19 protein-coding genes are annotated in these 21736 nt (G+C 61.9%); 7 read left to right on the top strand and 12 right to left on the bottom strand.

From position 1 onward, the window contains the following. Window positions 1-394: 394 nt before the first annotated feature. Entirely contained in the window at window positions 395-682 is a 288-nt protein-coding gene (locus tag AC0NIE_RS24075) for a GIY-YIG nuclease family protein (RefSeq protein ID WP_065009969.1), read from the bottom strand. Window positions 683-1077: 395 nt separating this feature from the next. Here AC0NIE_RS24075 and AC0NIE_RS24080 point away from each other — a divergent pair, with 395 nt between their 5' ends. Next, window positions 1078-1863 (top strand): ion transporter, encoded by a 786-nt coding sequence (locus AC0NIE_RS24080; RefSeq protein WP_473488891.1) that lies wholly within the window; start codon window positions 1078-1080, stop codon window positions 1861-1863. Window positions 1864-2167: 304 nt separating this feature from the next. Here the strand turns inward: AC0NIE_RS24080 and rbsK are convergent, their stop codons facing one another. From rbsK to AC0NIE_RS24095, 3 genes are all read right to left on the bottom strand, one after another. Then, entirely contained in the window at window positions 2168-3094 is a 927-nt protein-coding gene (gene rbsK, locus AC0NIE_RS24085; RefSeq protein WP_473488890.1) for a ribokinase, read from the bottom strand. Window positions 3095-3098: 4 nt separating this feature from the next. Next, window positions 3099-3551, bottom strand: coding sequence for an RbsD/FucU family protein (locus AC0NIE_RS24090; RefSeq protein WP_473488889.1), 453 nt, complete (start codon window positions 3549-3551; stop codon window positions 3099-3101). Window positions 3552-3638: 87 nt separating this feature from the next. After that, window positions 3639-4697 carry an ABC transporter ATP-binding protein gene (locus tag AC0NIE_RS24095; protein WP_473488887.1) on the bottom strand — a complete coding sequence of 353 codons (1059 nt, stop codon included), beginning with the start codon at window positions 4695-4697 and terminating at the stop codon, window positions 3639-3641. Between the two features lie 291 nt (window positions 4698-4988). Here AC0NIE_RS24095 and AC0NIE_RS24100 point away from each other — a divergent pair, with 291 nt between their 5' ends. The 3 genes from AC0NIE_RS24100 to AC0NIE_RS24110 all read left to right on the top strand — a co-directional run bounded on the left by AC0NIE_RS24100 (window position 4989) and on the right by AC0NIE_RS24110 (window position 8806). Then, window positions 4989-6653, top strand: a complete 1665-nt coding sequence (locus AC0NIE_RS24100; RefSeq protein ID WP_123150057.1) for an ABC transporter substrate-binding protein — start codon at window positions 4989-4991, stop codon at window positions 6651-6653. Window positions 6654-6753: 100 nt separating this feature from the next. After that, window positions 6754-7875 (top strand): carbohydrate ABC transporter permease, encoded by a 1122-nt coding sequence (locus tag AC0NIE_RS24105; protein WP_473488886.1) that lies wholly within the window; start codon window positions 6754-6756, stop codon window positions 7873-7875. A gap of 13 nt (window positions 7876-7888) precedes the next feature. Beyond that, entirely contained in the window at window positions 7889-8806 is a 918-nt protein-coding gene (locus tag AC0NIE_RS24110; protein ID WP_473488885.1) for a carbohydrate ABC transporter permease, read from the top strand. Between the two features lie 310 nt (window positions 8807-9116). Here AC0NIE_RS24110 and AC0NIE_RS24115 read toward each other — a convergent pair whose 3' ends face one another. After that, on the bottom strand, window positions 9117-9860 hold the full coding sequence (locus AC0NIE_RS24115) for a creatininase family protein (protein ID WP_473488910.1): 744 nt from the start codon (window positions 9858-9860) through the stop codon (window positions 9117-9119). A 298-nt stretch (window positions 9861-10158) separates the two neighbouring features. On the opposite strand from AC0NIE_RS24115, the gene AC0NIE_RS24120 reads away from it, so the two are divergent. After that, window positions 10159-11181: an aldo/keto reductase gene (locus tag AC0NIE_RS24120; protein ID WP_473488884.1), complete on the top strand. Its 1023-nt coding sequence runs from the start codon at window positions 10159-10161 to the stop codon at window positions 11179-11181. A gap of 104 nt (window positions 11182-11285) precedes the next feature. Here the strand turns inward: AC0NIE_RS24120 and AC0NIE_RS24125 are convergent, their stop codons facing one another. The 4 genes from AC0NIE_RS24125 to clpP all read right to left on the bottom strand — a co-directional run bounded on the left by AC0NIE_RS24125 (window position 11286) and on the right by clpP (window position 16669). Next, the gene (locus AC0NIE_RS24125; RefSeq protein WP_023798342.1) at window positions 11286-11558 is read right to left on the bottom strand and encodes an HU family DNA-binding protein; all 273 of its coding nucleotides are present in this window, start codon (window positions 11556-11558) and stop codon (window positions 11286-11288) included. Between the two features lie 193 nt (window positions 11559-11751). Next, window positions 11752-14163, bottom strand: a complete 2412-nt coding sequence (gene lon / locus AC0NIE_RS24130; protein ID WP_292186529.1) for an endopeptidase La — start codon at window positions 14161-14163, stop codon at window positions 11752-11754. A 308-nt stretch (window positions 14164-14471) separates the two neighbouring features. Then, window positions 14472-15746 (bottom strand): ATP-dependent Clp protease ATP-binding subunit ClpX, encoded by a 1275-nt coding sequence (clpX, locus tag AC0NIE_RS24135; protein WP_029353486.1) that lies wholly within the window; start codon window positions 15744-15746, stop codon window positions 14472-14474. Between the two features lie 293 nt (window positions 15747-16039). Continuing rightward, a complete protein-coding gene (gene clpP / locus AC0NIE_RS24140; RefSeq protein ID WP_292393103.1) occupies window positions 16040-16669 on the bottom strand; it encodes an ATP-dependent Clp endopeptidase proteolytic subunit ClpP in 630 nt (209 codons plus the stop codon). 335 nt (window positions 16670-17004) lie between these two features. Between clpP and AC0NIE_RS24145 the strand changes: the two genes are divergently transcribed. Beyond that, complete coding sequence (locus AC0NIE_RS24145) at window positions 17005-17250, top strand: hypothetical protein (protein WP_473488883.1); 246 nt, start codon at window positions 17005-17007, stop codon at window positions 17248-17250. Window positions 17251-17495: 245 nt separating this feature from the next. Here AC0NIE_RS24145 and AC0NIE_RS24150 read toward each other — a convergent pair whose 3' ends face one another. Continuing rightward, window positions 17496-18593 carry an NAD(P)/FAD-dependent oxidoreductase gene (locus AC0NIE_RS24150; RefSeq protein ID WP_473488909.1) on the bottom strand — a complete coding sequence of 366 codons (1098 nt, stop codon included), beginning with the start codon at window positions 18591-18593 and terminating at the stop codon, window positions 17496-17498. Between the two features lie 105 nt (window positions 18594-18698). Here AC0NIE_RS24150 and AC0NIE_RS24155 point away from each other — a divergent pair, with 105 nt between their 5' ends. Continuing rightward, complete coding sequence (locus AC0NIE_RS24155; RefSeq protein ID WP_473488882.1) at window positions 18699-19955, top strand: cytochrome P450; 1257 nt, start codon at window positions 18699-18701, stop codon at window positions 19953-19955. Here the strand turns inward: AC0NIE_RS24155 and AC0NIE_RS24160 are convergent, their stop codons facing one another. Further along, on the bottom strand, window positions 19956-20306 hold the full coding sequence (locus tag AC0NIE_RS24160) for a cupin domain-containing protein (RefSeq protein ID WP_473488881.1): 351 nt from the start codon (window positions 20304-20306) through the stop codon (window positions 19956-19958). Between the two features lie 21 nt (window positions 20307-20327). Further along, window positions 20328-21608 (bottom strand): O-acetylhomoserine aminocarboxypropyltransferase, encoded by a 1281-nt coding sequence (locus AC0NIE_RS24165; protein WP_473488880.1) that lies wholly within the window; start codon window positions 21606-21608, stop codon window positions 20328-20330. Window positions 21609-21736 lie beyond the last annotated feature (128 nt).

The raw sequence follows: 21736 nt of genomic DNA on the forward strand, positions 1-21736 counted from the left end.
TGCTAATGTCATCGTATTCTCCTTGGAGAATGGTGGACCGAACGTGTCGGCATCCAAGCCAAACCCGCTGCTCCCCCGCATGGTTCCTGGCGAGTTGGCAGATGATCGCTGCATCTTGGTCCCGACGAGCGACGCAATCCTTCGCGCTGCCGCGAATGAACGCGGTCACTAGAGCCTCGACACAGTGATTTTGACAGATCGGCGATCGGCAGCGAACGTCGATAATTCCCGTCAGTGGCGAATCTCAGTGGCAGATCGCAAACCTTCGAGGTTAGCCGAAGCATCCCTCCACTTCGTCATCCCAGGGCGGAGCAAGGAGCGAAGCGACGCGGCGCAGACCCTGGGATCCATTCCGTTACCTCTGCCGAAGAATGCAGCGGCCCAGAACCGAACGCTACCACCCGGTTCCGCGAAAAAGCTCGAACCACTCTGGATTGGTCTTCTCGATCAGCTCGATCTTCCATTGGCGCGGCCAGCGCTTCAGCGACTTCTCGCGCTGGATGGCGTCACGAATGTCGAAATGTTCCTCGTACCAGACCAGACGCTGCACGCCGTAGCGGCTGGTGAAGCGCGAGCCCTGGCCGGATTTGTGCTCCGGCATGCGGCGGCCGAGATCGTTGGTGACGCCGATGTAGATCGTGCCGCGCTTCTGGCTGGCGGTCATGTAGGCATAGCCGGTCATGGCGGAAGGGTAACGAGCACCGTTGCGGATGCAAGCGCCGTTCTGAGCCGCTGCATTCTTCGGCTGATGTCACGGAATGGATCCCAGGGTCTCCGCGACGTCGCTTCGCTCCTGCTCCGCCCTAGGATGACGAAGGTGTGGTGGCCTGCGGCTAATCGCAGACGTTGGAGATTGTGCAGCTGGACCGTCGACAATCCCGTTCAGGCTCAGTCGAAGAACCAAATCCTCTGTGCCGAACTACTTGGTTCCTTAATACAAAAGTTTCGACTTTCGGTTTCCTGGGAGTTTCAACTTTTTGTATTTGTTGCGCTCCAAGCCCGTCATATGCGTTGAGCATTGGATTTTCCCGAACCCGGTTCCCACTTTGGGTCCGATGCTCTAACGGAGAAGAAGCCTTGGACGCCCTGAAATCGCTCATCGAATCGCGCCATTTCGACCTCACGATCATGGTTCTGATCCTGATCAACGCCGTCACGCTCGGCCTCGAAACCTCGCCCGATGCGATTGCTGTTTTTGGCCCGCTTCTAACGGCCATCGACCGCGCGATCCTCGGCGTCTTCGTGCTCGAACTCGCGATCCGGGTGGTCGTCTACAGGACGCATTTCTTCCGCGATCCATGGCGCATCTTCGACCTCTTGGTCGTCGGTTTCGCGCTTATCCCCGCGACCGGTTCGCTCTCCGTGCTGCGGGCGCTGCGCATCCTGCGGGTCCTGCGCCTGATCAGCATCGTTCCGTCGCTGCGCCGTGTCGTCACCGGCTTCATCACCGCCTTGCCCGGCATGGGCTCGATCATGCTGTTGCTCGGGCTGGTGTTCTACGTCTTTGCGGTGATGGCGACGAAGCTCTACGGCTCGTCCTTTCCCCAACTGTTCGGCGGCATACCGGAATCGCTCTTCACGCTTTTCCAGGTCATGACTCTCGAAGGCTGGTCGGACGGCGTGGTGCGCCCGGTCATGGAGGTCTATCCGACCGCCTGGCTGTTCTTCATCCCATTCATCATCGCGACCTCGTTCACCGTGCTCAATCTGTTCATCGGCGTGATTGTTTCGGCGATGGAGGCCGAGCATGAGGCCGTAGAATCGGCCGACAGGGCAACGCTGCACAGCGATCAGGCCATCATCCTCGCGGAGTTACGGGCGCTGCGGGCAGAGGTCCGCGAATTGTCCGGCGTTCGCGGCTAGATCGCCTCCGCGAGCATTGCAAAACATTCCTATCCGTCGGCGGCTTGTGATGGTGTGGTGCCGTGAAAGACCCCGCCGCTCCATTTGCGAAGCGGCGGGGCCCCCCAATCACCCCCCCTTGCCAGGTCAAGATTGCCCCCCGGCATCGCTGACCGTGCAATTGCGGCGCCAGACCCAGTGACCCATTACGGGACACCTGTGCCAATGACGCAAGATGGGTTTTCCGATTTACATTAACTGTGACTAATATGTCACCGTGGTCGGAACGGACTAAAGTCGAGAGCGCCGGCGAGGCTGCGCGGCCTCACCCCTTGGCGAGCAATGCCTCGACCTCCTGCAGCGTCGGCATCGACGGCGCCGTGCCGGGCCGGGTGACCGAGATGCCGGCGACGGCGCAGGCGAAGCGGACCGCTTGCAGCGGTTCCACCCCTCTCGCAAGTGCTGCGGCCAGGCCGCCATTGAAGGCGTCGCCTGCTCCGGTGGTCTCGACCACAGGGCCGGCATTGATCGCGCCGACATGGTCGGAGCGGCTGGCCGTGTGCAACAGCGCGCCTTTTTCACCGAGCGTCACGATGACGGCGCCGACGCCCTTTCCAAGCAAACGATCGGCGGCGCGGCGGGCGTCGTCGATGGAGGACACCTTGATGCCGGTCAGTTCCTCGGCCTCGGTCTCATTGGGCGTGACATAGTCGCAAAGCGTGTGGATGCGCTCGGGCAGGCTTGCCGCGGGCGCCGGATTGAGGATGGTCGTTACCCCTGCCCCGCGCGCGATCTCCAGCGCCCGCAGCGCCGCCTCGATCGGCTGTTCGAGCTGGGTGACGAAGACGCCGGCCGAGCGGATCAGGCCGGCGTTAGCCTCGATGTCGTCGGGCGAAATCAGCATGGCCGCACCCGGGCTGACGATGATGGCGTTGTTGCCGGTCGTCTCCTCGACGAAGATATAAGCCGCACCCGTGTAGCTTTCCGGCGTGTCGATGACGGCGCTCTTCACGTTGGCCTGCGCCCAGGTTTGCCTGGCCATGTCGGCAAAGGGATCGACGCCGAGGCGCGTCAGGAAGGTGATGTCGGCACCGAGACGGCCGGCGGCAACCGACTGGTTGGAGCCCTTGCCGCCCGGGCCAAGGGTGAAGGATGTGCCAAGGAGCGTCTCGCCCATGCGCGGCTGGCGCGCGGCGCGGTAAGCGGTGTCGGCGACGAAGACCCCCAATATGACGACAGGCTTGCCTGGCATCCTGCTACTCCGCATCCGGCGGCACGACGCCCTTGCGGAAGGCGAAACAGCCATAGAAGCGGCGCTCGCCGGTCTGGATGACGCAATAGGCTTTCTTGGCACGTTCGTAGAAGGCGTAGCGCTCGACCGGGATCATCGGCCAGCCCTTGCCCTCCGCCGCGTCGATCTCTCGTTGCACTTCCGTCTGCACTGCGGGAATCTCGTCCGGCTTGCCGACGATCTCCATGCGGGCGGCCGCGTCGTCGACGAAATTGTCCAGCGGATAGAGCGACAGCACCGCCTTGACCACGTCCGCGGCCGGCGCATCGATACGCAGCAGCCGGCCGAGCACGGTCTGGCGCGCCACCGAATCGGAGGGGAAGTTGGTGTCGGCGATGATCAAATCGTCGCCATGGCCCATCGCACGCAGCGCCTGGAGCACGTCGGCATTGAGCAGCGGATTGATCCCTTTGAGCATAATTCCCTCCCGAACGGGCTTTTTGATGCGAAACCTGGCGCATGATCCCGAAAAGTGTTGTCGGTTTTCAGGCGCAAATTCAAAGTGTTAAAGACGACGGCCGGTCTCTGAGTCGAAGAGATGGACCTGGTCGAGCCGGGGTTTCAGATGCAGCGTGTCGCCCGGCTTGAAATCGTGGCGCTCACGGAACAGCGCCACCATCTCGCCCTCGCCGAAGCGCAAGAAGACCAGCGTTTCGGAACCGGTCGGCTCGACGACGGAAATCTTCGCCGGCACGCCGTCGGGGTGGATTTCGAGATGCTCGGGCCGTACGCCGTAGACCACCTTGCGCCCATCCTCCACGGCGCTGTTCGCAGCAATCGGAAACGGCGTCCCGGCGATCTCGACGACAGGCTTGTCGCCCTTGCGCACCACGCCCTTGAGCAGGTTCATCGACGGCGAGCCGATGAAGCCGGCGACGAACAGATTGGCCGGCCGGTCGAACAGTTCCAGTGGCGCGCCGACCTGCTCGATGCGGCCGTCACGCATCACCACGATCTTGTCGGCCATGGTCATGGCCTCGATCTGGTCGTGCGTGACATAGATGGTGGTGGTCTTCAGCCGCTGGTGCAGCTCCTTGATCTCGGTGCGCATCTGGACGCGCAGCTTTGCGTCGAGGTTAGACAGCGGCTCGTCGAACAGAAATACCTGCGGGTTGCGCACGATGGCGCGGCCCATGGCGACGCGCTGGCGCTGGCCGCCCGAGAGCTGGCGCGGATAGCGCTTGAGATACGGGCTGAGATCAAGGATATCGGCAGCGCGCTTGACCCGCTCGGCTACCACTGCCGGGTCGGTCTTGCGCAGCTTCAGCGCAAAGGCCATGTTCTGCTCGACCGTCTTGTGCGGATAGAGCGCATAGTTCTGGAACACCATGGCGATGTCGCGCTTGGCCGGCGGCAGATGGTTGACGACACGGTCGCCGATGGCGATCGTGCCGCCGGAAACGGTCTCCAGCCCTGCCACCATCCTGAGCAGCGTGGACTTGCCGCACCCCGAAGGGCCAACCAGCACTACGAACTGCCCGTCGGCGATGTCGACGCTGACATCGTGCAGGACCTTGACGGTCCCGAACGCCTTGGCCACATTGCTGATCGCGACTTGAGCCATCGGCCCTCCTTTCGTTGCGGTGAAGCTAAACAACGCAAACAGCTAGGGCAAGTCAGTCTTTTATAGATAAAAAACCCCATCATCGTTGACACGGCACTTGGTTGCGAGAATAGTGAAAGGGCTCGGGTTCTGACCCTGTTCCGGGCACCAAGCGCTCGTCCGGACATCGGGAGTCGAAGCGTCGCGGGAGGAAAGTTTGGGCCGCCATTTCCAGGAGCCGCTGTTTTTGGGGAACGCGATCAGCGCTTCTGCATTCAAAACAATCACCATTGAGATTCTGGGAGGAACGAGATGAAAGTCAGCCTTTACAACCAATTTATGCGCGCGGGAGCCACTCGCCGCGATGTCTTAAAGGGCGCTGCCAGCATGGCGGCGATCGCCGCGGCATCCGGCGCCGGGCTTGGCGCACTGACGCGCCCTGCTTCCGCCGCAGGCGAGCTGCGCGCGCAGATCCTGCAGATCCCCGGTGTCGGTAAGGGCCAGCCGACCGATGCCGACTTCCAGCAGGTCGGCGAGCTCTGCCTGGAGGCGACCAAGGCCAGCGTCAAGGAAGGCGAATTCGCCGGCGTCCAGCTCACCTTCATGGGGCTCAACAACCAGAACCTGCATAATGTGCTGTTTCGCGGCTTCCTGAAGCCGTGGGAGACCTATACCGGCGCCAAGATCAACTGGATCGACCTGGCGCAGGCGGACTACAACGCCCGCCTGCAGCAGTCGATCGCCACCGGCACCGTCGATTTCGACATCATCGAGATGGGCGCGCCATTCGAAGGCGACGTCTGCGGCAAGGGCCTGACCTCCGAAATGCCGGACTGGGTCAAGGACCAGATCGACATGAAGGACGTCGTGGCCTATCTGCAGCCACCGGTCGGCACCTGGGACGGCAAGCAGTACCGCGTGACCGTCGACGGCGACGCGCACAACTTCAACTACCGCACCGACGTGTTTGCCGATGCCGACCTTGCCAAGGCGTGGCAGGAAGGCGGCGGCGGGGGCGAATGGGGCGTGCCGAAGACCTGGCAGCAGGTGCAGGCCGTGACCAAGTTCCTCAAGGGCAAGCAGTTCCAGGGCCAGGATGTCTTCGGTTATCTCGACGCGCCCAAGGCGTGGGGCGGCTTCGGCTTCTACTTCCTCGGCAGCCGCGCCAGCGCCTATGCCAAGCATCCTGACGACAAGGCTTGGCTGTTCGATGCCGATACGATGAAGCCGCGCATCAACAATCCGGCCTGGGTGCGGGCGATCCAGGACGTGATCGACGCGCTGCCTTCCGAGCCCGCCGACCAGATCAACGCCGACCCGAACACCACCGCCTTCCAGCAATTCCTGGCCGGCACCGGTTCGATGGTCACCTGGTGGGGCGACGTCGGCTCCAACGTCAAGACCAACGACAGTTCGGTCGTAGGCGACGTCACCGGCTTCTCGATCCTGCCAGGCTCGGACGACGTCTACAATTCCAAGACCGGCCAGTGGGACAAGCTGGCCAGCGGCCCGAACCATGCGCCGAACTGCGCCTATCTCGGCTGGGGCGTCTACGTCATGGCACGGGTCGACAGCGACGAAAAGAAGAAGAAGGCGGCCTGGTCTGCCGCTGCCCATCTCGGCGGCAAGGACCTGTCGCTCTGGTGCGCGGCATATCCGTCCGGCTTCCAGCCCTACCGCAACTCGCATTTCGACATTCCAGAATGGGTGGCGGCCGGTTACGACGAGGCGTTCATCACCTCGTATCTGAAGTCGGAGGCCGACAGCTACAACCATCCGAACGCCGCAATCGAGCCACGCATCCCCGGCATCTTCCAATATTACAGTGCCGCCGAGGACATCCTGGCCAACACATTTGCCGGCAAGATGACGGCGCAGGAAGGCGCCGACGCCATTGCGGCCGCCTGGGAGAAGCTGACCGACCAGATCGGCCGCGAAAACCAGATCAAGCTCTACAAGGCCTCGCTTGGCATGTAGGCTGAGATTCTAGGAACCGTGGTCCGGCGACGCGAAGCCGCCGGACCGCAGCTTGACCGGCCAGCCGGTCATAAAAGCCTTCAGTGAACGGACGAGACGCGTGGCTGACCAGACTTTGCCCACCAATGCGTGGCCGGCAAACGCCGCTCCATCCGATCTGATATCGCCGGGCCGCAAGCGGCTCGGCCGGGCGTTGATGGCTGCTGCGACGCTCGGCCTTCTGGCGGTGATCGCAGTTCAGATCCTGTACAAGACCGACGTCAATGCAGTCGGCTTCGAGACCTGGCGGCCGGTCGTTCATGCCTATGTGCTGTGGGGTACAGCACTCGGCATCGGCCAGGTGCTGACACGCGGCGAAGACGGCCAGCGCGCGCTGTTCCTGCTGCCGGCGCTGCTGTTCACCGTCGCCATGGTGATCTTCCCGACGCTGTTCGGCCTCTACATCGCGCTGACCGACTGGAACCTTAGTTCTTTCTCCGGCCGGAAGTTCAACGGGCTCGACAATTTCTGGCAGATGCTGGCCGACCCCTACTACCGCAACGCGCTGTTCAACATGGTGCTCTATGTGCTTGCGGTGCTGGTCGAATATGTCATCGCCTTCGGCCTTGCCTTGCTGCTCAACGCACAGATCAGGGCGCGCAAATTCTTCCGTGTCGTCTTCCTCATGCCGTTGATGCTGTCGCCGGTCGCGGTGTCATGGATGATCGGCAAGTCGCTGATGGAATACCGGTTCGGGCCGGCCGCAACCCTGGCGCGCCAGCTCGGCTGGGAAAATCCCGCCTTCTTCTCAAACCCGATCACCGCCCGCATCTCGATCATGGTGCTGGATGCCTGGACCTTTATCCCGTTCATGATGATCATGCTGCTCGCCGGCCTTCAGGCGATGTCGCGCGAAGTTCTTGAGGCGGCCAGGGTAGACGGCGCCAATGCCTGGCAGACCTTCTGGCAGGTCACCTTCCCGCTGATGCTGCCGGTGTCGGTGACGGCGATCATCCTGCGCATCATCTTCAAACTGAAGCTTGCCGACATCATTATCACCGTCACCTCCGGCGGCCCGGGCGGCGCGACCGATTCCGTATCGAGCTTCATCTATCGCGAGTATCGCGACCGCTCGAATGTCGGCTACGGCACCATGCTGGCGATGGCCTACCTCATCATCATCATCGTATTCGTGACGTGGCTGTTGAAATTCGCCAACCGCTTCGTGCGCAACGTCAACTGATAGGGGCGGCGACATGAGCGTTCAGACCACCGAGTATGCCGCTTCCGAAATCCGCTCGCCGGCGAGCTTTTTCGCCAACCGCGTCTTCATCTATGGCGCGCTGGTGTTCTGGGCCTTCATCTGCCTGTTCCCGATCTACTGGACGATAACCACCTCGTTCAAAACCGCGGTCGACGTCACCCAGGGCCATCTCATCCCGTTCGTCGACTTCTGGCCGGACTGGAAGGGCTGGCGCTCGCTCGGCCTGTCGCCGGACTCGATCTTCCGGACCTCGACGGTGCGCGACGAGTTCATCAAGCGCTTCATGAACTCCGTCATCACCTCGGTCGGCGCGTCGAGCCTCGCCATTGTCATCGGCAGTCTCGCCGCCTACGGCCTCACCCGCTACCGCTATCACTTCGCCTGGTTCAAGAATGAGGACATCTCCTTCTTCTTCCTGTCGCAGCTGATCCTGCCGCCGGTCGTGCTCGCCCTGCCCTTTCTCGTGCTGTACCGGGAAGTCGGCATGCTCGACACGCGCATCGGGCTGATCCTGCTCTACACGCTGATGGTGCTGCCGATCGTCATCTGGATCATGCGCGACCAGTTCAATTCGATCCCGGTCGAACTGGAGGAAGCAGCCCTCGTCGACGGCCTGTCGATCTGGGGCGCCTTCTTCCGCATCGTCATGCCAATCGCGCTGCCGGGCATGGTCGCCGCCTTCATCCTGGCGATGGTGCTGTGCTGGAATGAGTATTTCTTCGCCGCACTGCTGACCTCGACCGACGCCAAGACCATTCCCGTCATGGTGGCGAGCCAGACCGGCTCGCAAGGCATCAACTGGTGGTCGATGGCGGCGCTGGCCACCGCCGCGATCACGCCGCTTGCCGTCATCGGCATCGCGCTGGAGCGCTATCTGATCATGGGCATGACCGCGGGCGCGGTGAAGTAGGCAATTGTCGACCGGCTTTCAGCGAAGCGGAAGCCCCTGCTCTCGACGCCGTGACTTTCGCCGCGGGTGCAGAACCTTTGATGCCGAGGGACAGCGCCCCCCTCTGTCCTGCCGGACATCTCCCCCACAAGGGGGGAGATTGGCAGTTTCGCTGCTCCGCTCACTTCTGCGACGATGGAGATTGGCGAAAGCCGGGATGACCTCCGATCTCCCCCCAAGTGGGGGAGATGTCCGGCAGGACAGAGGGGGGCGCGAAGGATCGCTACGGCTTTCATTCTGCGCTTCTGCAACGCTCGAAAAGGCGCGTCCGTTAGCGCGCCAGTATCGCCCGCAGATGACCGAGGATCATGGCGACGCCCTTTTGCCCCAGTTCCGCCGAGGCGTCGGGAGCGGTCGCAGTGTACCATCCCGTATTGTCGGTAAAATGGCCGGCGTCCACCGCTTCCGGGCACAGCGCCAGCATCAGCGACGTTTCTCCGATGCCGGCATGGTCAAACGGATATTGGCCGTTCATTGCAGCCGGCATCAGCGGATGCACCTGCACCCAGTTGAAGTAATTGGCGCCTTCGGCGTGTTCGGCATAATAGCCTGCCATCGTCTCCGAGCCCCACCAGCCCTCGCCGCGTTCCTTCTCCAGGAAACGGAAGATCGCCTGCCGGCCGGCGGTCTTGAAGGCGAGATCGGTCGGCATGCCGGCGGCAAAATTCTCGGTCTGGTGGTGGATGATGGCGTGGATGTTGCGAAAGCCGATGCGCAGCAGGCTGTAGAACAGCTCTTCGCCGAACGGCGCCAGCGCATTGCCGCCGACCTGAACCGAGCCATTGCCCTCCGGCGGCGCCACCGCGTAGCTCGCCGCGCCGTAGTAGAACGGCGGCAGGATGACGATGTCGGCTTCCTTTTCGAACAGCTCCAGCATCTTGACGACGGCCAGCGTATCCATGCCGACGGCCATGTGCTCGCCATGGTATTCGAGCACGCCGAGCGGGAGCACGACCGGCCAGTTCTCGGCGATCGCCTTGCGGATCTGGTGCGGCAGCATCAGCTCGTAGCGCATGACGCCTACTCCATGTTGGTATGGCGGGCGCGCATCGATACGGCTCTCGTCCGTCCGCGCCAGCACGCTGCCAAGCTCGTCGCGCGCAATCCTGAACAGATTTGCGCCGGTGTTCTCGTCACAGGCCCACCAGCTTACCGGTGTCAAAAACCTGTCTGGATTGTTTGGTCACATCTTCCCCGAACAGCTTGTTTTTGCTCATCCTATCACCGTGAAAATTCGTGTCCAACGGCTGCTTTTGCAGCGCCCCAGGCGTGATAGTGTCGTGGCAATTGCACAGGTGAGGAAACAACAGGACATGAAGACACGGCATTTCGACCGCATCGGCAATGGCGGCATCAGTTTCACGGAACTCGGCTTCGGCACGGCGCCGCTCGGAAACCTCTATCGCGCCGTCTCCGATGAAGATGCCAACGCCACTCTGGAGACCGCCTGGCGGGTCGGCTGCCGCTACTACGACACCGCGCCGCTCTACGGGCTTGGCCTGTCGGAAACGCGGCTCAATCCGTTCCTGCGCTCGAAAAAGCGCGACGACTACGTGCTGTCGAGCAAGGTCGGCCGCATCATGCGCGCCTGCCCGCCGGACCAACGCACCGGCATCGGCAAGTTCTTCGACACGCCGTCGCGCCGCGAGGTCTACGACTACAGCTATGACGGCGTCATGCGCTCCTTCGAAGCCTCGCTCGAGCGCCTCGGCGTCGACCGCATCGACATCCTTTTCGTGCATGATGTCGACATCTTCACGCACGGCAGCAAGGAGGCCTCGGACCAACGCATCGAGGAGTTCATGCGCTCGGGCTATTACGGGCTGCTGTCCCTGCGTGATCAGGGCGTCATCAAGGCGTTCGGCGGCGGCATCAACGAATGGCAGGTTGCCCAGACACTTGCCGAGCGTGGCGACTTCGATCTTTTCCTGCTTGCCGGGCGCTATACGCTGCTGGAGCAGGAGGCGCTGCAATCCTTCCTGCCGCTATGCCAGAAGCGCGGCATCGGCATCGTTCTCGGCGGGCCGTATAATTCCGGCATTCTGGCAACCGGTCCGAAGCCCGGCGCCTACTACAATTATTCCGAGGCGCCGCAGGACATCATCGACCGCGTCGCGCGCATCGAGGCCATCTGCAAACGCCACGGCGTGCGCCTGATCGAGGCGGCATTGCAATTTCCGCTGCTGCATCCTTCGGTCGTGTCGGTGATCCCCGGCGGACAGCGGCCGAGCGAGGTCGAAAGCAACCGGTCGCTGCTCGACGCGAAGCTGCCACCAGCACTCTGGGCCGATCTCAAGAAGGAAGAGCTGATGCGCGCCGATGCGCCGACGGCATAGAGCCGTCCGCTGTTATCTCGACAATAGAGCCCGCCAAAGTGGGCGCAAAAGAAAAGCCGGGCATGCCCGGCTTTTCTGATCTCTGAAAAGGGTACGAAGGCCGCTTAGTTGACTGCGTCCTTGAGGCCCTTGCCGGCCGAAAACTTCGGCACGGTGCGCGCCGGAATCTGCACTTCCGCGCCGGTCTGCGGATTGCGGCCGGTCGAGGCAGCGCGTTTTGACACGGTGAAATTTCCGAAGCCGACAAGCCGGACATCGCCGCCCTTCTTCAGTTCGCCGGTGATGACGGAGAACACCGCATCAACCGCCGACTGCGCGTCACCCTTCGAAATACTCGCGGCATCGGCGACAGCGGACACCAGTTCGTTCTTGTTCATAAAAATTCCCTTCCATGAGAAACCGGAACGTAGACTCATCCGGCAGGAAACGGACTTTAGAAAGAAGCGCTTCCGCAACCAAGTCGAAAAGCGTCAAAAGAGTCGAAAAAACCGCGGAATTCCGGGGTTTTTCACATGAAAAAGCCGGGCGCTCGGCCCGGCTCTCTCTTGTGCATTGCAACTTTAGAAGGTGCTAATGAGCTAGCGACTTGCCGGCGTCGTCTCCGGCATCCACCGCAGCCGGCGCATTGACCGGTTCAACCCAATCGATCGGCTCCGGCATACGCACCAGCGCATGTCGCAAGACTTCACCGACCCGCCCGACCGGAACGATCTCCATACCGTTCTTCACGTTGTCCGGAATCTCCGCCAGATCCTTGGCATTGTCTTCCGGGATCAGCACCTTCTTGATGCCGCCGCGCAGCGCTGCAAGCAGCTTCTCCTTGAGCCCGCCGATCGGCAGCACCCTGCCGCGCAGCGTGATTTCGCCGGTCATCGCCACATCGGCCCTGACCGGGATGCCGGTCAGCACCGAGACGATCGCCGTCGCCATCGCCACACCCGCCGACGGCCCGTCCTTGGGCGTTGCGCCCTCGGGCACGTGGACGTGGATGTCGCGCTTGTCGAACAGCGGCGGCTCGACGCCGAAATCGATAGCCCGCGAGCGGACATAGGAGGCCGCCGCCGAGATCGATTCCTTCATCACATCGCGCAGATTGCCGGTCACCGTCATACGACCCTTACCGGGCATCATGACGCCTTCGATCGTCAGCAGCTCGCCGCCGACTTCCGTCCAGGCGAGCCCGGTGACCACGCCGACCTGATCGTCGGCCTCGACCTGACCGAAGCGGAAGCGCGGAACACCAAGGTAATCGGCGAGATTGTCCGCCGTGATGTCGACCGTCTTCTTCTTCGTCTTCAGGATCTCGGTCACCGCCTTGCGGCCGAGCTTCATCAGCTCGCGCTCCAGGCTCCTGACGCCCGCTTCACGGGTGTAGGTCTGGATGATGCCGCGGATCGCGTCCTCGCCGACGGAGAACTCCTTCGGCTGCAGCGCATGATCGCGGATCACCTTGGGCATCAGGTGGCGCTTGGCGATCTCGATCTTCTCGTCCTCGGTGTAGCCGGCGATACGGATGATCTCCATGCGGTCCATCAAGGGCGCAGGGATGTTCAGCGTGTTCGCCGTCGTCACGAACATCACGCTCGACAGGTCGTATTCGACCTCGAGGTAGTGGTCCATGAACGTCGAGTTCTGCTCGGGATCGAGCACCTCAAGCAAGGCCGACGACGGGTCGCCGCGGAAATCCTGGCCCATCTTGTCGATCTCGTCGAGCAGGAAGAGCGGGTTGGACTTCTTCGCCTTCTTCATCGACTGGATGACCTTTCCGGGCATCGAGCCGATATAGGTGCGCCGGTGACCGCGGATTTCAGCCTCGTCGCGCACGCCGCCCAGCGCCATGCGGATAAACTCGCGGCCGGTCGCCTTGGCGATCGACTTGCCGAGCGAGGTCTTGCCGACGCCGGGAGGTCCGACGAGGCACAGGATTGGCCCTTTCAGCTTCTTCTGGCGACTCTGCACGGCGAGATACTCGACGATGCGGTCCTTGACCTTGTCGAGGCCGAAATGGTCGGTGTCGAGCACGTTCTGCGCGAAGGCCAGATCCTGCTTGACCTTGGAGTTCCTGCCCCATGGTATCGACAGGATCCAGTCGAGATAATTGCGCACGACGGTCGATTCAGCCGACATCGGCGACATCGTCCGCAGCTTCTTCAGCTCGGCTTCCGCCTTTTCGCGGGCCTCCTTGGAGAGCTTGGTCTTCTTGATGCGCGCCTCGATCTCGGCGGCCTCGTCGCGGCCGTCCTCGCCCTCGCCGAGCTCCTTCTGGATCGCCTTCATCTGCTCGTTGAGGTAGTATTCGCGCTGCGTCTTCTCCATCTGGCGCTTGACGCGCGAGCGGATGCGCTTCTCGACCTGCAGGACGGAGATTTCGGCTTCCATGAAGCCCATCGCCTTTTCCAGCCGCTCCTTGACCGAAAGCGTGGCCAGCATCTCCTGCTTCTCGGGGATCTTGATGGCAAGATGCGAGGCAACCGTATCGGCGAGCTTGGAATAGTCGTCGATCTGGCTGGCGGCACCCACCACTTCGGGCGAGATCTTCTTGTTCAGCTTGACGTAGTTCTCGAAGTCGGTGACGACGGAACGGGCCAGCGCCTCGACCTCGACCTCTTCCTCATCCGGTTCGACCAGCGCCGCGGCGCGGGCCTCGTGGAAGTCGGGACGGTCGGTGAACGAAACGATTTTCGCGCGCGAGGCGCCTTCGACCAGCACCTTAACGGTGCCGTCCGGCAGCTTCAGCAATTGCAGCACATTAGCGAGCGTGCCGATGTCGAAGATCGCATCGGACTCGGGATCGTCATCGGCGGCATTCATCTGGGTCGCAAGCAGGATCTGCTTTTCCTGACCCATCACCTCCTCCAGCGCCTTGATCGACTTTTCACGCCCGACAAAGAGCGGAACGATCATGTGCGGGAACACCACGATGTCGCGCAGTGGGAGGACTGCGAAGACGCCGTCGCTGGGAGCCTTGGATATTTTGGCCATTGTCCAACCTTTCATGTCGCGACCGCCAATCGGCCAACCGCGAATCTCATATTAACGACCGAGGATCGTTCCGCCTACCACCGTTTGTGACGGGAGTTTTACAGCACAGAATTCGGCACCCCGGCCTTCCTCCGTTAGTTGGAGGCACGGGGGGCAAAGATCAAGGGTCAACACGAAACCGTTCATCCAATCTGTCACAATCCGTTCATCCAATCTGTCACAATCCGTTCATCATAGGTCGGCCCGTCCGCAAAACAAAACGGCGCCTCGCGGCGCCGTTTGAAGAATTTCCACTGCAGAGGCTCACGTCAGGCGCTGACGTTGCCCTTCTTTTCCTTCTGCTCGGAATAGATGTAGAGCGGCCTGGCGTTGCCGGACACCACCTCTTCCGAAATAACCACTTCGCGCACGCCTTCCAGCGCCGGCAGCTCGAACATCGTGTCGAGCAGGATCGCTTCCATGATCGAGCGCAGGCCGCGCGCGCCGGTCTTGCGCTCGATGGCGCGCTTGGCGATCGCCGACAGCGCATTCTCATGGAAGGTCAGGTCGACATTCTCCATCTCGAACAGCCGCTGATACTGCTTGACCAGCGCGTTCTTGGGCTCGGTCAGGATCTGGATCAGCGCCGGCTCGTCGAGGTCCTCCAGCGTCGCCAGGACCGGCAGACGGCCAACGAACTCGGGAATGAGGCCGAACTTCAACAGATCTTCGGGCTCGACCAGGCGGAAAACATCGCCGGTGCGGCGATCCTCGGGCGAAGCGACGGTGGCGCCGAAGCCGATCGAGGTCTTGCGACCGCGGTCCGAAATGATCTTGTCGAGGCCGGCGAAGGCGCCGCCGCAGATGAACAGTATGTTGGCGGTGTCGACCTGCAGGAATTCCTGCTGCGGATGCTTCCTGCCGCCCTGCGGCGGGACGGAGGCGACCGTGCCTTCCATGATCTTCAACAGCGCCTGCTGGACGCCTTCACCCGACACATCGCGGGTGATCGAAGGATTGTCCGACTTGCGCGAGATCTTGTCGATCTCATCGATGTAGACGATGCCGCGCTGGGCGCGCTCGACATTGTAGTCGGCCGACTGCAACAGTTTCAGGATGATGTTCTCGACATCCTCGCCGACATAGCCCGCCTCGGTCAGTGTCGTCGCATCGGCCATGGTGAACGGCACGTCGATGATGCGGGCCAGCGTCTGCGCAAGCAGCGTCTTGCCGCAACCGGTCGGGCCGATCAGCAAAATGTTGGACTTCGCCAGCTCGACGTCGTTGTTCTTGCCGGCATGCGCGAGGCGCTTGTAATGGTTGTGGACGGCCACCGACAGCACGCGCTTGGCGTAGGGCTGGCCGATGACGTAGTCGTCGAGAACCTTGAGGATCTCCTGCGGGGTCGGCACGCCCTCGCGTGACTTCACCATCGAGGTCTTGTTCTCCTCGCGGATAATGTCCATGCAGAGCTCGACGCATTCGTCGCAGATGAACACCGTCGGGCCGGCGATCAGCTTGCGGACTTCGTGCTGGCTTTTGCCGCAAAACGAGCAATAAAGCGTGTTCTTGGAATCACCGCCGTTGTTGCCGACCTTGCTCATTTTCATGTCCTTTCATAGCCGCCCGCCGATGGTCTGGTTGAAAGGGCGCATAACTCAATCTATCGCGGGAAATCGCCGCCGCCAGTATTCCGGCTCCCGCAACGCATTCCATACGAAACACATATCAGAAAACGTCGCAATGATTCGCACCAACCCCACACAAAGCTAAGCCGTCGAAAATCAACATAGGCTTAACGTAGGCAATTGCTCCCGTCGAGGGAACAGCCAATTGTGGCCGAAATGCCGCAAGCGGCATCAAAAGCGTGTTTTCCCACCATCCACTGCCACCAGGCTTATGCGGCGGCAACCTCAGCCGGCTCGCGCGACGAAATGACCTTGTCGATGAGGCCGAAATCCTTGGCCTCGTCGGCGGTCATGAAATGGTCGCGGTCGAGCGTCTTCTCGATCTCGTCGTAGCTCTTGCCGGTGTGCTTGACATAGACCTCGTTGAGACGGCGCTTCAGCTTGATGATGTCCTGGGCGTGGCGCTCGATGTCGGAAGCCTGGCCCTGGAAGCCACCGGAAGGCTGGTGGACCATGATGCGGGCATTCGGCGTGGCGAAGCGCATGCCCTTCTCGCCTGCGGTCAAGAGCAGCGAACCCATCGAGGCCGCCTGGCCGATGCACAGCGTCGCTACCGCCGGCTTGATGAACTGCATGGTGTCGTAGATCGCCATGCCGGACGTGACGACGCCGCCAGGCGAATTGATGTAGAGGTTGATTTCCTTCTTCGGATTCTCCGCCTCGAGAAACAGGAGCTGCGCGCAGACCAGCGTCGCCATGCCGTCCTCGACCGGGCCGGTGATGAAAATGATGCGCTCTTTCAGGAGCCGCGAGAAAATGTCGTAGGCCCGCTCGCCGCGATTGGTCTGTTCGACCACCATCGGAACGAGGTTCATGTAGGTTTCGATGGGGTTTTTCATGGACTATCCCTTTTCAAAGGTGGGATTCCGGCGCCGGGAAATTAGCAAGTCGGGCAGAATCGGTTCTGGATCGTTGTCCTGTAAATAGGATGTCGGCTCACCCTAGCGCAAGGCCGCCCCTCCTAGCCATCCGGTTAAGTCGAATCAAGCTTTCTGCACAGAATTCGCCCGAGGCTATTTCGGCAGCCATCTGCTGCTGTTGAAGCAGCACGGCTGCGTAGCACTTTCTTAACCGCGTCGCTTAACGAAATATCTCGAAACTGCTTTCCCGCGATGCGGCTTCCCCTACAATTCAACGTTGAACTTGCGCTGAAGGCTCAAACAGGGGAAGTGCCGTGATCAGGGAAACTGACTTCCTCGACCACGTGGCCGAGACCGTGGTGCTGCAGCCGGAGCGCAGGCGCCGCGTCGTTGGTGCCGCCGAGCATGAGAGCATCGCCGAAGAGGTTCTGGTGCAGCCTGAACAGCGACGCATCATCGAGGTTCCCGCCTCCTACCAGACAGTGGTGCGCCGCGTGATGGTCAGGGACGGTTCGTCCAGCTGGCGGCGCGTGTATACGCTAAGGCACTGCAGGGGGTAACGGCAAAACATGCTGGTGTCGGTTGTGATTGTATTTGGAATAGCCGCCGCGTTTGTTTTTACGCGATATGATTTGTACGATGCTTCATCGCTGAAATGGAAAAGCGCATCCGAACCGACGACAGCCTACGCATATGCCGTCTTTTTCGTTTTGCTTACGATCGCAGCCATAGCGCTTTTCTTCTACCCTCTAGGCGGCTAGCAGCCATTGCAGATTTTAGCCTGTTTGGCGTTGGCGATTGGAAACTATTCCGCCCGCAGCCATTTCTTCAGCCCGCCGAAATCGCCGTCGTCGACGCAAGCCGCGACACGCCGGCCGACCGCTGCGCCGAATTTGTAGCCGTGGCCGGAGCAGGCCGAGACAACAAGGCACTTGCCCTTCTCATGCGCCAGGAATTTTTCGTCGGCGGTGAAGGTGTAGGCGCAGGTGGCGACCTCGGTGACCTTGTATTCCTCGACACGGGCGATCGGTGGCGAAAACAGGTTGCGGATCGCCTCGCCCTCACCCGCCACCGGCTGGCGGTTCCAGTCGGCGTCGCTGGTCGGCACCCGGTGCAGCCCTGAGCCGAATTTCATGCCGGCGCCGCCGGACGGCGGGATCACGTAGCCGTCGACAGCGCCGCCGACATTGAGGATGACCGGGGCTGTCCGCCATGCGGCTTTCAGATCCGCCGGCGGTTCGACATAGGCGAGCGCGGTGCGCCAGGTCTTCAGTTCGCCGTCCAATTCCGGAAACAGTTTCAGCACCCAGGCGCCGGCGGCGACGACGATGCGATCGGCCTGCATCGTCTCGCCGCTTTCAAGCACGATACGGCCGGCCTCGGCGTCGACCTCAACCACCTTGCTGTTTTCGTAGACATTGGCGCTGTTCGCGCGGAGCCATATGGCCAGGCCGGCGGCGATCCTGCGGCAATGCAGCGCACCGCCATCCGGTGAAAAATACGCGTAGCGGAACGAACCGGGCTCCAGGAACCGCCAGCGTCTAACCGCGGCGTCCGGCTCGAACAGTTCGAAGGGGTAGTTCCCGGCTTCCATGCCCTCGCGGTATTCCTCGGCTTCGTCTCCCGGCTCCCGCGAAATGCAGATGAAGCCGCGCCGGTCGAGATGGTTTTCGCCGAGATCGGCCCACATCTCGTCCCAGGCCTCATAGGCCTCGGTGATCAGCCGGCCATAGCCCGCCGCTGCACCATAGGCGCGGCGGATGATGCGGTGATGGTCGCCTGAGGCAGCAAGCGGATTGGGAATCGACCCCTGCTCGACGATCGAGACCCGGTGCCCTGCCTTGACCAGCGACCACGCCGTCGAAAGCCCTGCGATGCCTGCGCCAACCACGATCACATTCATCAAGTCAGTCTTTCCGCAGCCGCTTCGGCTGGCTCAACTCGAAGGATCACTGGGCGCCAACATACGGTCTGGCGCCAAGCTGGCAAGCCGCGCTAATGATCCAGAATGACCGATTTGGTGCCACCAACTTACCTGGCCTTCGATCCGGCCACCCGCCATATGCGGCTCGATCCGCACGAGCCGGCTTTCTTCCAAAACCCTTACGAGGCCTATGCCTTTATGCACGACACATCGAACGTCTTCTTCTGGGAAGAGTTCGGCTTCTGGTGCTTTGGCGGCTTCGACGACGTCAGCCGGCTGCTGCGCGACCGCCGCTTCGGCCGCCAGAACCCGGCCGGCATCCCGGACAGAAGCGGCATCGGCCGGGAACGCACGCATCTCAGCGCCTTCGACGGCATCGAGGCCAATTCGATGCTGGAGCTGGAACCGCCCGTTCACACCAGGCTCAGAACGCTGGTCAACCGCGCCTTCGTCTCGCGCCAGGTCGAACGCCTCAGGCCGCGTGTCGAGGCGCTCGCCAACGAGCTGATCGACCGCTTCGAACCGGGCCAGGTCGACCTGCTGCCGGCTTTTGCATCGCCTTTGCCGATCACCATCATTGCCGAAATGCTCGGCGTGCCGGTCGAGATGGGACCGCAACTGCTCGACTGGTCGCATCGGATGGTCGCCATGTACATGCATGGCCGCACACGCGAAACGGAAGAGACGGCCAATCGCGCGGCGCGGGATTTTTCGGATTTCCTGCGTGGCTATGTTGCCGAGCGGCGCAAAAACCCCGGCGACGATCTATTGTCGCTGCTGATCTCGGCGCAGGAGGACAACCAAAAACTCTCGGAGGACGAGCTGGTGTCCTCGGCTATCCTGCTGCTCAATGCCGGCCACGAGGCAACCGTCCATCAGACCGGCAATGCGGTGCGCGCGATCCTCGCGCAAGGCGGCGACCCGCGCCGCTTCTTCCCCTCGCCTCAAACGACAGCCGCCACGGTCGAGGAATGCCTGCGCTTCGATGCGCCGCTGCACATGTTCACACGCCACGCCTATGAGGAGATTGAGGCCGGGCCAGGCGTGATCGTGCGGCCGGGCGAGACGATCGGCCTGCTGCTCGGCATGGCCAACCACGACCCGGCGGCGTTTGCCGAACCCTTCGCCTTCCGGCCGGATCGCGCGGACCAGAAGAACGTCTCGTTCGGCGCCGGCATTCATTTCTGCATCGGCGCGCCGCTCGCCCGGCTCGAATTGCAGGTGTCGCTGAAAACCTTGTTCGAGCGCCTACCCCAGCTCCATCTGGCCGAACAGCCGCGCTTCCGCGATACCTATCATTTCCACGGGCTGGAAACGCTCACCGTGCACACCGGACGGTGATCAAAGCTTGATCACATACTCCTTGCGAGTCGTTTCAAGCACTTCCCAGCTGCCCTTAAACCCAGGCCTGAGCACGAAACTGTTGCCGGCCCTGACGGTGCGCGCCTCGCCGGCGTCCTCTGATATCACCGAGACGCCCGACAGGATGTGGCAGAACTCCCATTCGTCATACTCGATGCGCCATTTGCCCGGCGTCGCCTCCCAGATGCCGGCATAGAGCCCGCCGTCGCGTTCCTCGACATTCCAGGTGCGGAACTTTGGATCGCCTGAAATCAGGCGATCTGGCGCCGGCGCGCCAGGTTCCGGCTCGACGCTTTCAATATCGACGGAGAGAAATTTCGGCGCGGTCATGGAAACTCCTTCCAGCGGGGATCAAACCTTGGCGAGAGCCTGTTCCAGATCGGCGACGATGTCGTTGACATCCTCAATGCCGACAGAGAGCCTGACCGTATCCGGCCCAGCGCCGGCGGCGACCTTCTGATCGTCCGACAATTGCCGGTGCGTGGTCGATGCCGGGTGAATGACCAGCGACTTGGTGTCGCCGACATTGGCAAGGTGCGAGAACAGTTCGAGCGCCTCGACGAATTTGATGCCCGCCGCATAGCCGCCCTTCAGGCCGAAGGTGAACACCGCACCGGCACCAAGCGGCGAATACTTCTTCTGCAGCGCATTGTTGTTGTCGCTGGGCAGGCCGGGATAGGACACCCAGGCGATCTTTGGGTGATTGGACAGCCAACCGGCGACAGTGACCGCATTGTCGCAATGGCGCTGCATCCTGAGCGGCAGGGTTTCCAGCCCGGTCAGGATCAGGAATGCGTTGAAGGGCGAGATCGCCGGGCCCATGTCGCGCAGGCCAAGCACGCGCGCGGCAATGGCGAAAGCGAAATTGCCGAAGGTTTCGTGCAGGACGAGGCCGCCATATTCGGGGCGCGGCTCCGACAGCATCGGATATTTGCCGGATTTCGACCAGTCGAAGGTGCCGCCGTCGACAATGGCGCCGCCGATCGAATTGCCGTGGCCGCCGATGAACTTGGTCAGCGAATGCACGACAATGTCGGCGCCATGCTCGATCGGGCGCACCAGATAGGGCGAGGCCAGCGTGTTGTCGACGATCAGCGGCAGGCCGTGTTTACGGGCGATGTCGCCGATCTTCTCGATGTCGACGAAGACACCGCCCGGATTGGCCAGGCTCTCGATGAAGATCGCCTTGGTCTTTTCGTCGATCTGGCTTTCGAAGGTCGAGATGTCGTTGGTGTCGGCCCAGCGCACCTGCCAGCCGAAATTCTTGAAGGCGTGGCCGAACTGGTTGATCGAGCCGCCGTAAAGCCTTGTCGCGGCGACGAAATTGTCGCCGGGCTGCATCAGATTATGGAAGACGAGCACCTGCGCGGCATGGCCCGACGCCACCGCCAGCCCCGCCGTGCCGCCTTCGAGCGCCGCGATACGCTCTTCCAGCACCGCCTGCGTCGGGTTCATGATCCGGGTATAGATGTTGCCGAAGGCTTTTAGTCCGAACAGCGAGGCGGCATGATCGGCATCATCGAAGACAAAGGAGGTCGTCTGGTAGATCGGCGTGGCACGCGCGCCGGTCGCCGGATCGGGCTTGGCCCCCGCATGGACGGCGAGCGTGTTGAAACCGGGCGTGCGGGTCATCGAAAATCTCCCCTGAATGCTGAATGGTGGATGGTGGATGGTGGATGGTGGATGGTGGATGGTGGATGGTGGATGGCAAAGTCGGCCAGCCTCATCCTGATTGCAAGCGGCTCATATGCCGCTTTGCC

The organism is Mesorhizobium sp. WSM4842 (assembly GCF_055901575.1).

Coding starts and splice junctions, on each gene's coding strand:
- clpP (WP_292393103.1), bottom strand. CDS start 16,669: ATGAAAAACCCCATCGAAACCTACATGAACCTCGTTCCGATGGTGGTC.
- AC0NIE_RS24115 (WP_473488910.1), bottom strand. CDS start 9,860: ATGCGCTACGAGCTGATGCTGCCGCACCAGATCCGCAAGGCGATCGCC.
- AC0NIE_RS24125 (WP_023798342.1), bottom strand. CDS start 11,558: ATGAACAAGAACGAACTGGTGTCCGCTGTCGCCGATGCCGCGAGTATT.
- AC0NIE_RS24100 (WP_123150057.1), top strand. CDS start 4,989: ATGAAAGTCAGCCTTTACAACCAATTTATGCGCGCGGGAGCCACTCGC.
- AC0NIE_RS24120 (WP_473488884.1), top strand. CDS start 10,159: ATGAAGACACGGCATTTCGACCGCATCGGCAATGGCGGCATCAGTTTC.
- AC0NIE_RS24110 (WP_473488885.1), top strand. CDS start 7,889: ATGAGCGTTCAGACCACCGAGTATGCCGCTTCCGAAATCCGCTCGCCG.
- AC0NIE_RS24075 (WP_065009969.1), bottom strand. CDS start 682: ATGACCGGCTATGCCTACATGACCGCCAGCCAGAAGCGCGGCACGATC.
- AC0NIE_RS24095 (WP_473488887.1), bottom strand. CDS start 4,697: ATGGCTCAAGTCGCGATCAGCAATGTGGCCAAGGCGTTCGGGACCGTC.
- lon (WP_292186529.1), bottom strand. CDS start 14,163: ATGGCCAAAATATCCAAGGCTCCCAGCGACGGCGTCTTCGCAGTCCTC.
- AC0NIE_RS24160 (WP_473488881.1), bottom strand. CDS start 20,306: ATGACCGCGCCGAAATTTCTCTCCGTCGATATTGAAAGCGTCGAGCCG.
- AC0NIE_RS24090 (WP_473488889.1), bottom strand. CDS start 3,551: ATGCTCAAAGGGATCAATCCGCTGCTCAATGCCGACGTGCTCCAGGCG.
- AC0NIE_RS24150 (WP_473488909.1), bottom strand. CDS start 18,593: ATGAATGTGATCGTGGTTGGCGCAGGCATCGCAGGGCTTTCGACGGCG.
- AC0NIE_RS24155 (WP_473488882.1), top strand. CDS start 18,699: ATGACCGATTTGGTGCCACCAACTTACCTGGCCTTCGATCCGGCCACC.
- rbsK (WP_473488890.1), bottom strand. CDS start 3,094: ATGCCAGGCAAGCCTGTCGTCATATTGGGGGTCTTCGTCGCCGACACC.
- AC0NIE_RS24165 (WP_473488880.1), bottom strand. CDS start 21,608: ATGACCCGCACGCCCGGTTTCAACACGCTCGCCGTCCATGCGGGGGCC.
- clpX (WP_029353486.1), bottom strand. CDS start 15,746: ATGAGCAAGGTCGGCAACAACGGCGGTGATTCCAAGAACACGCTTTAT.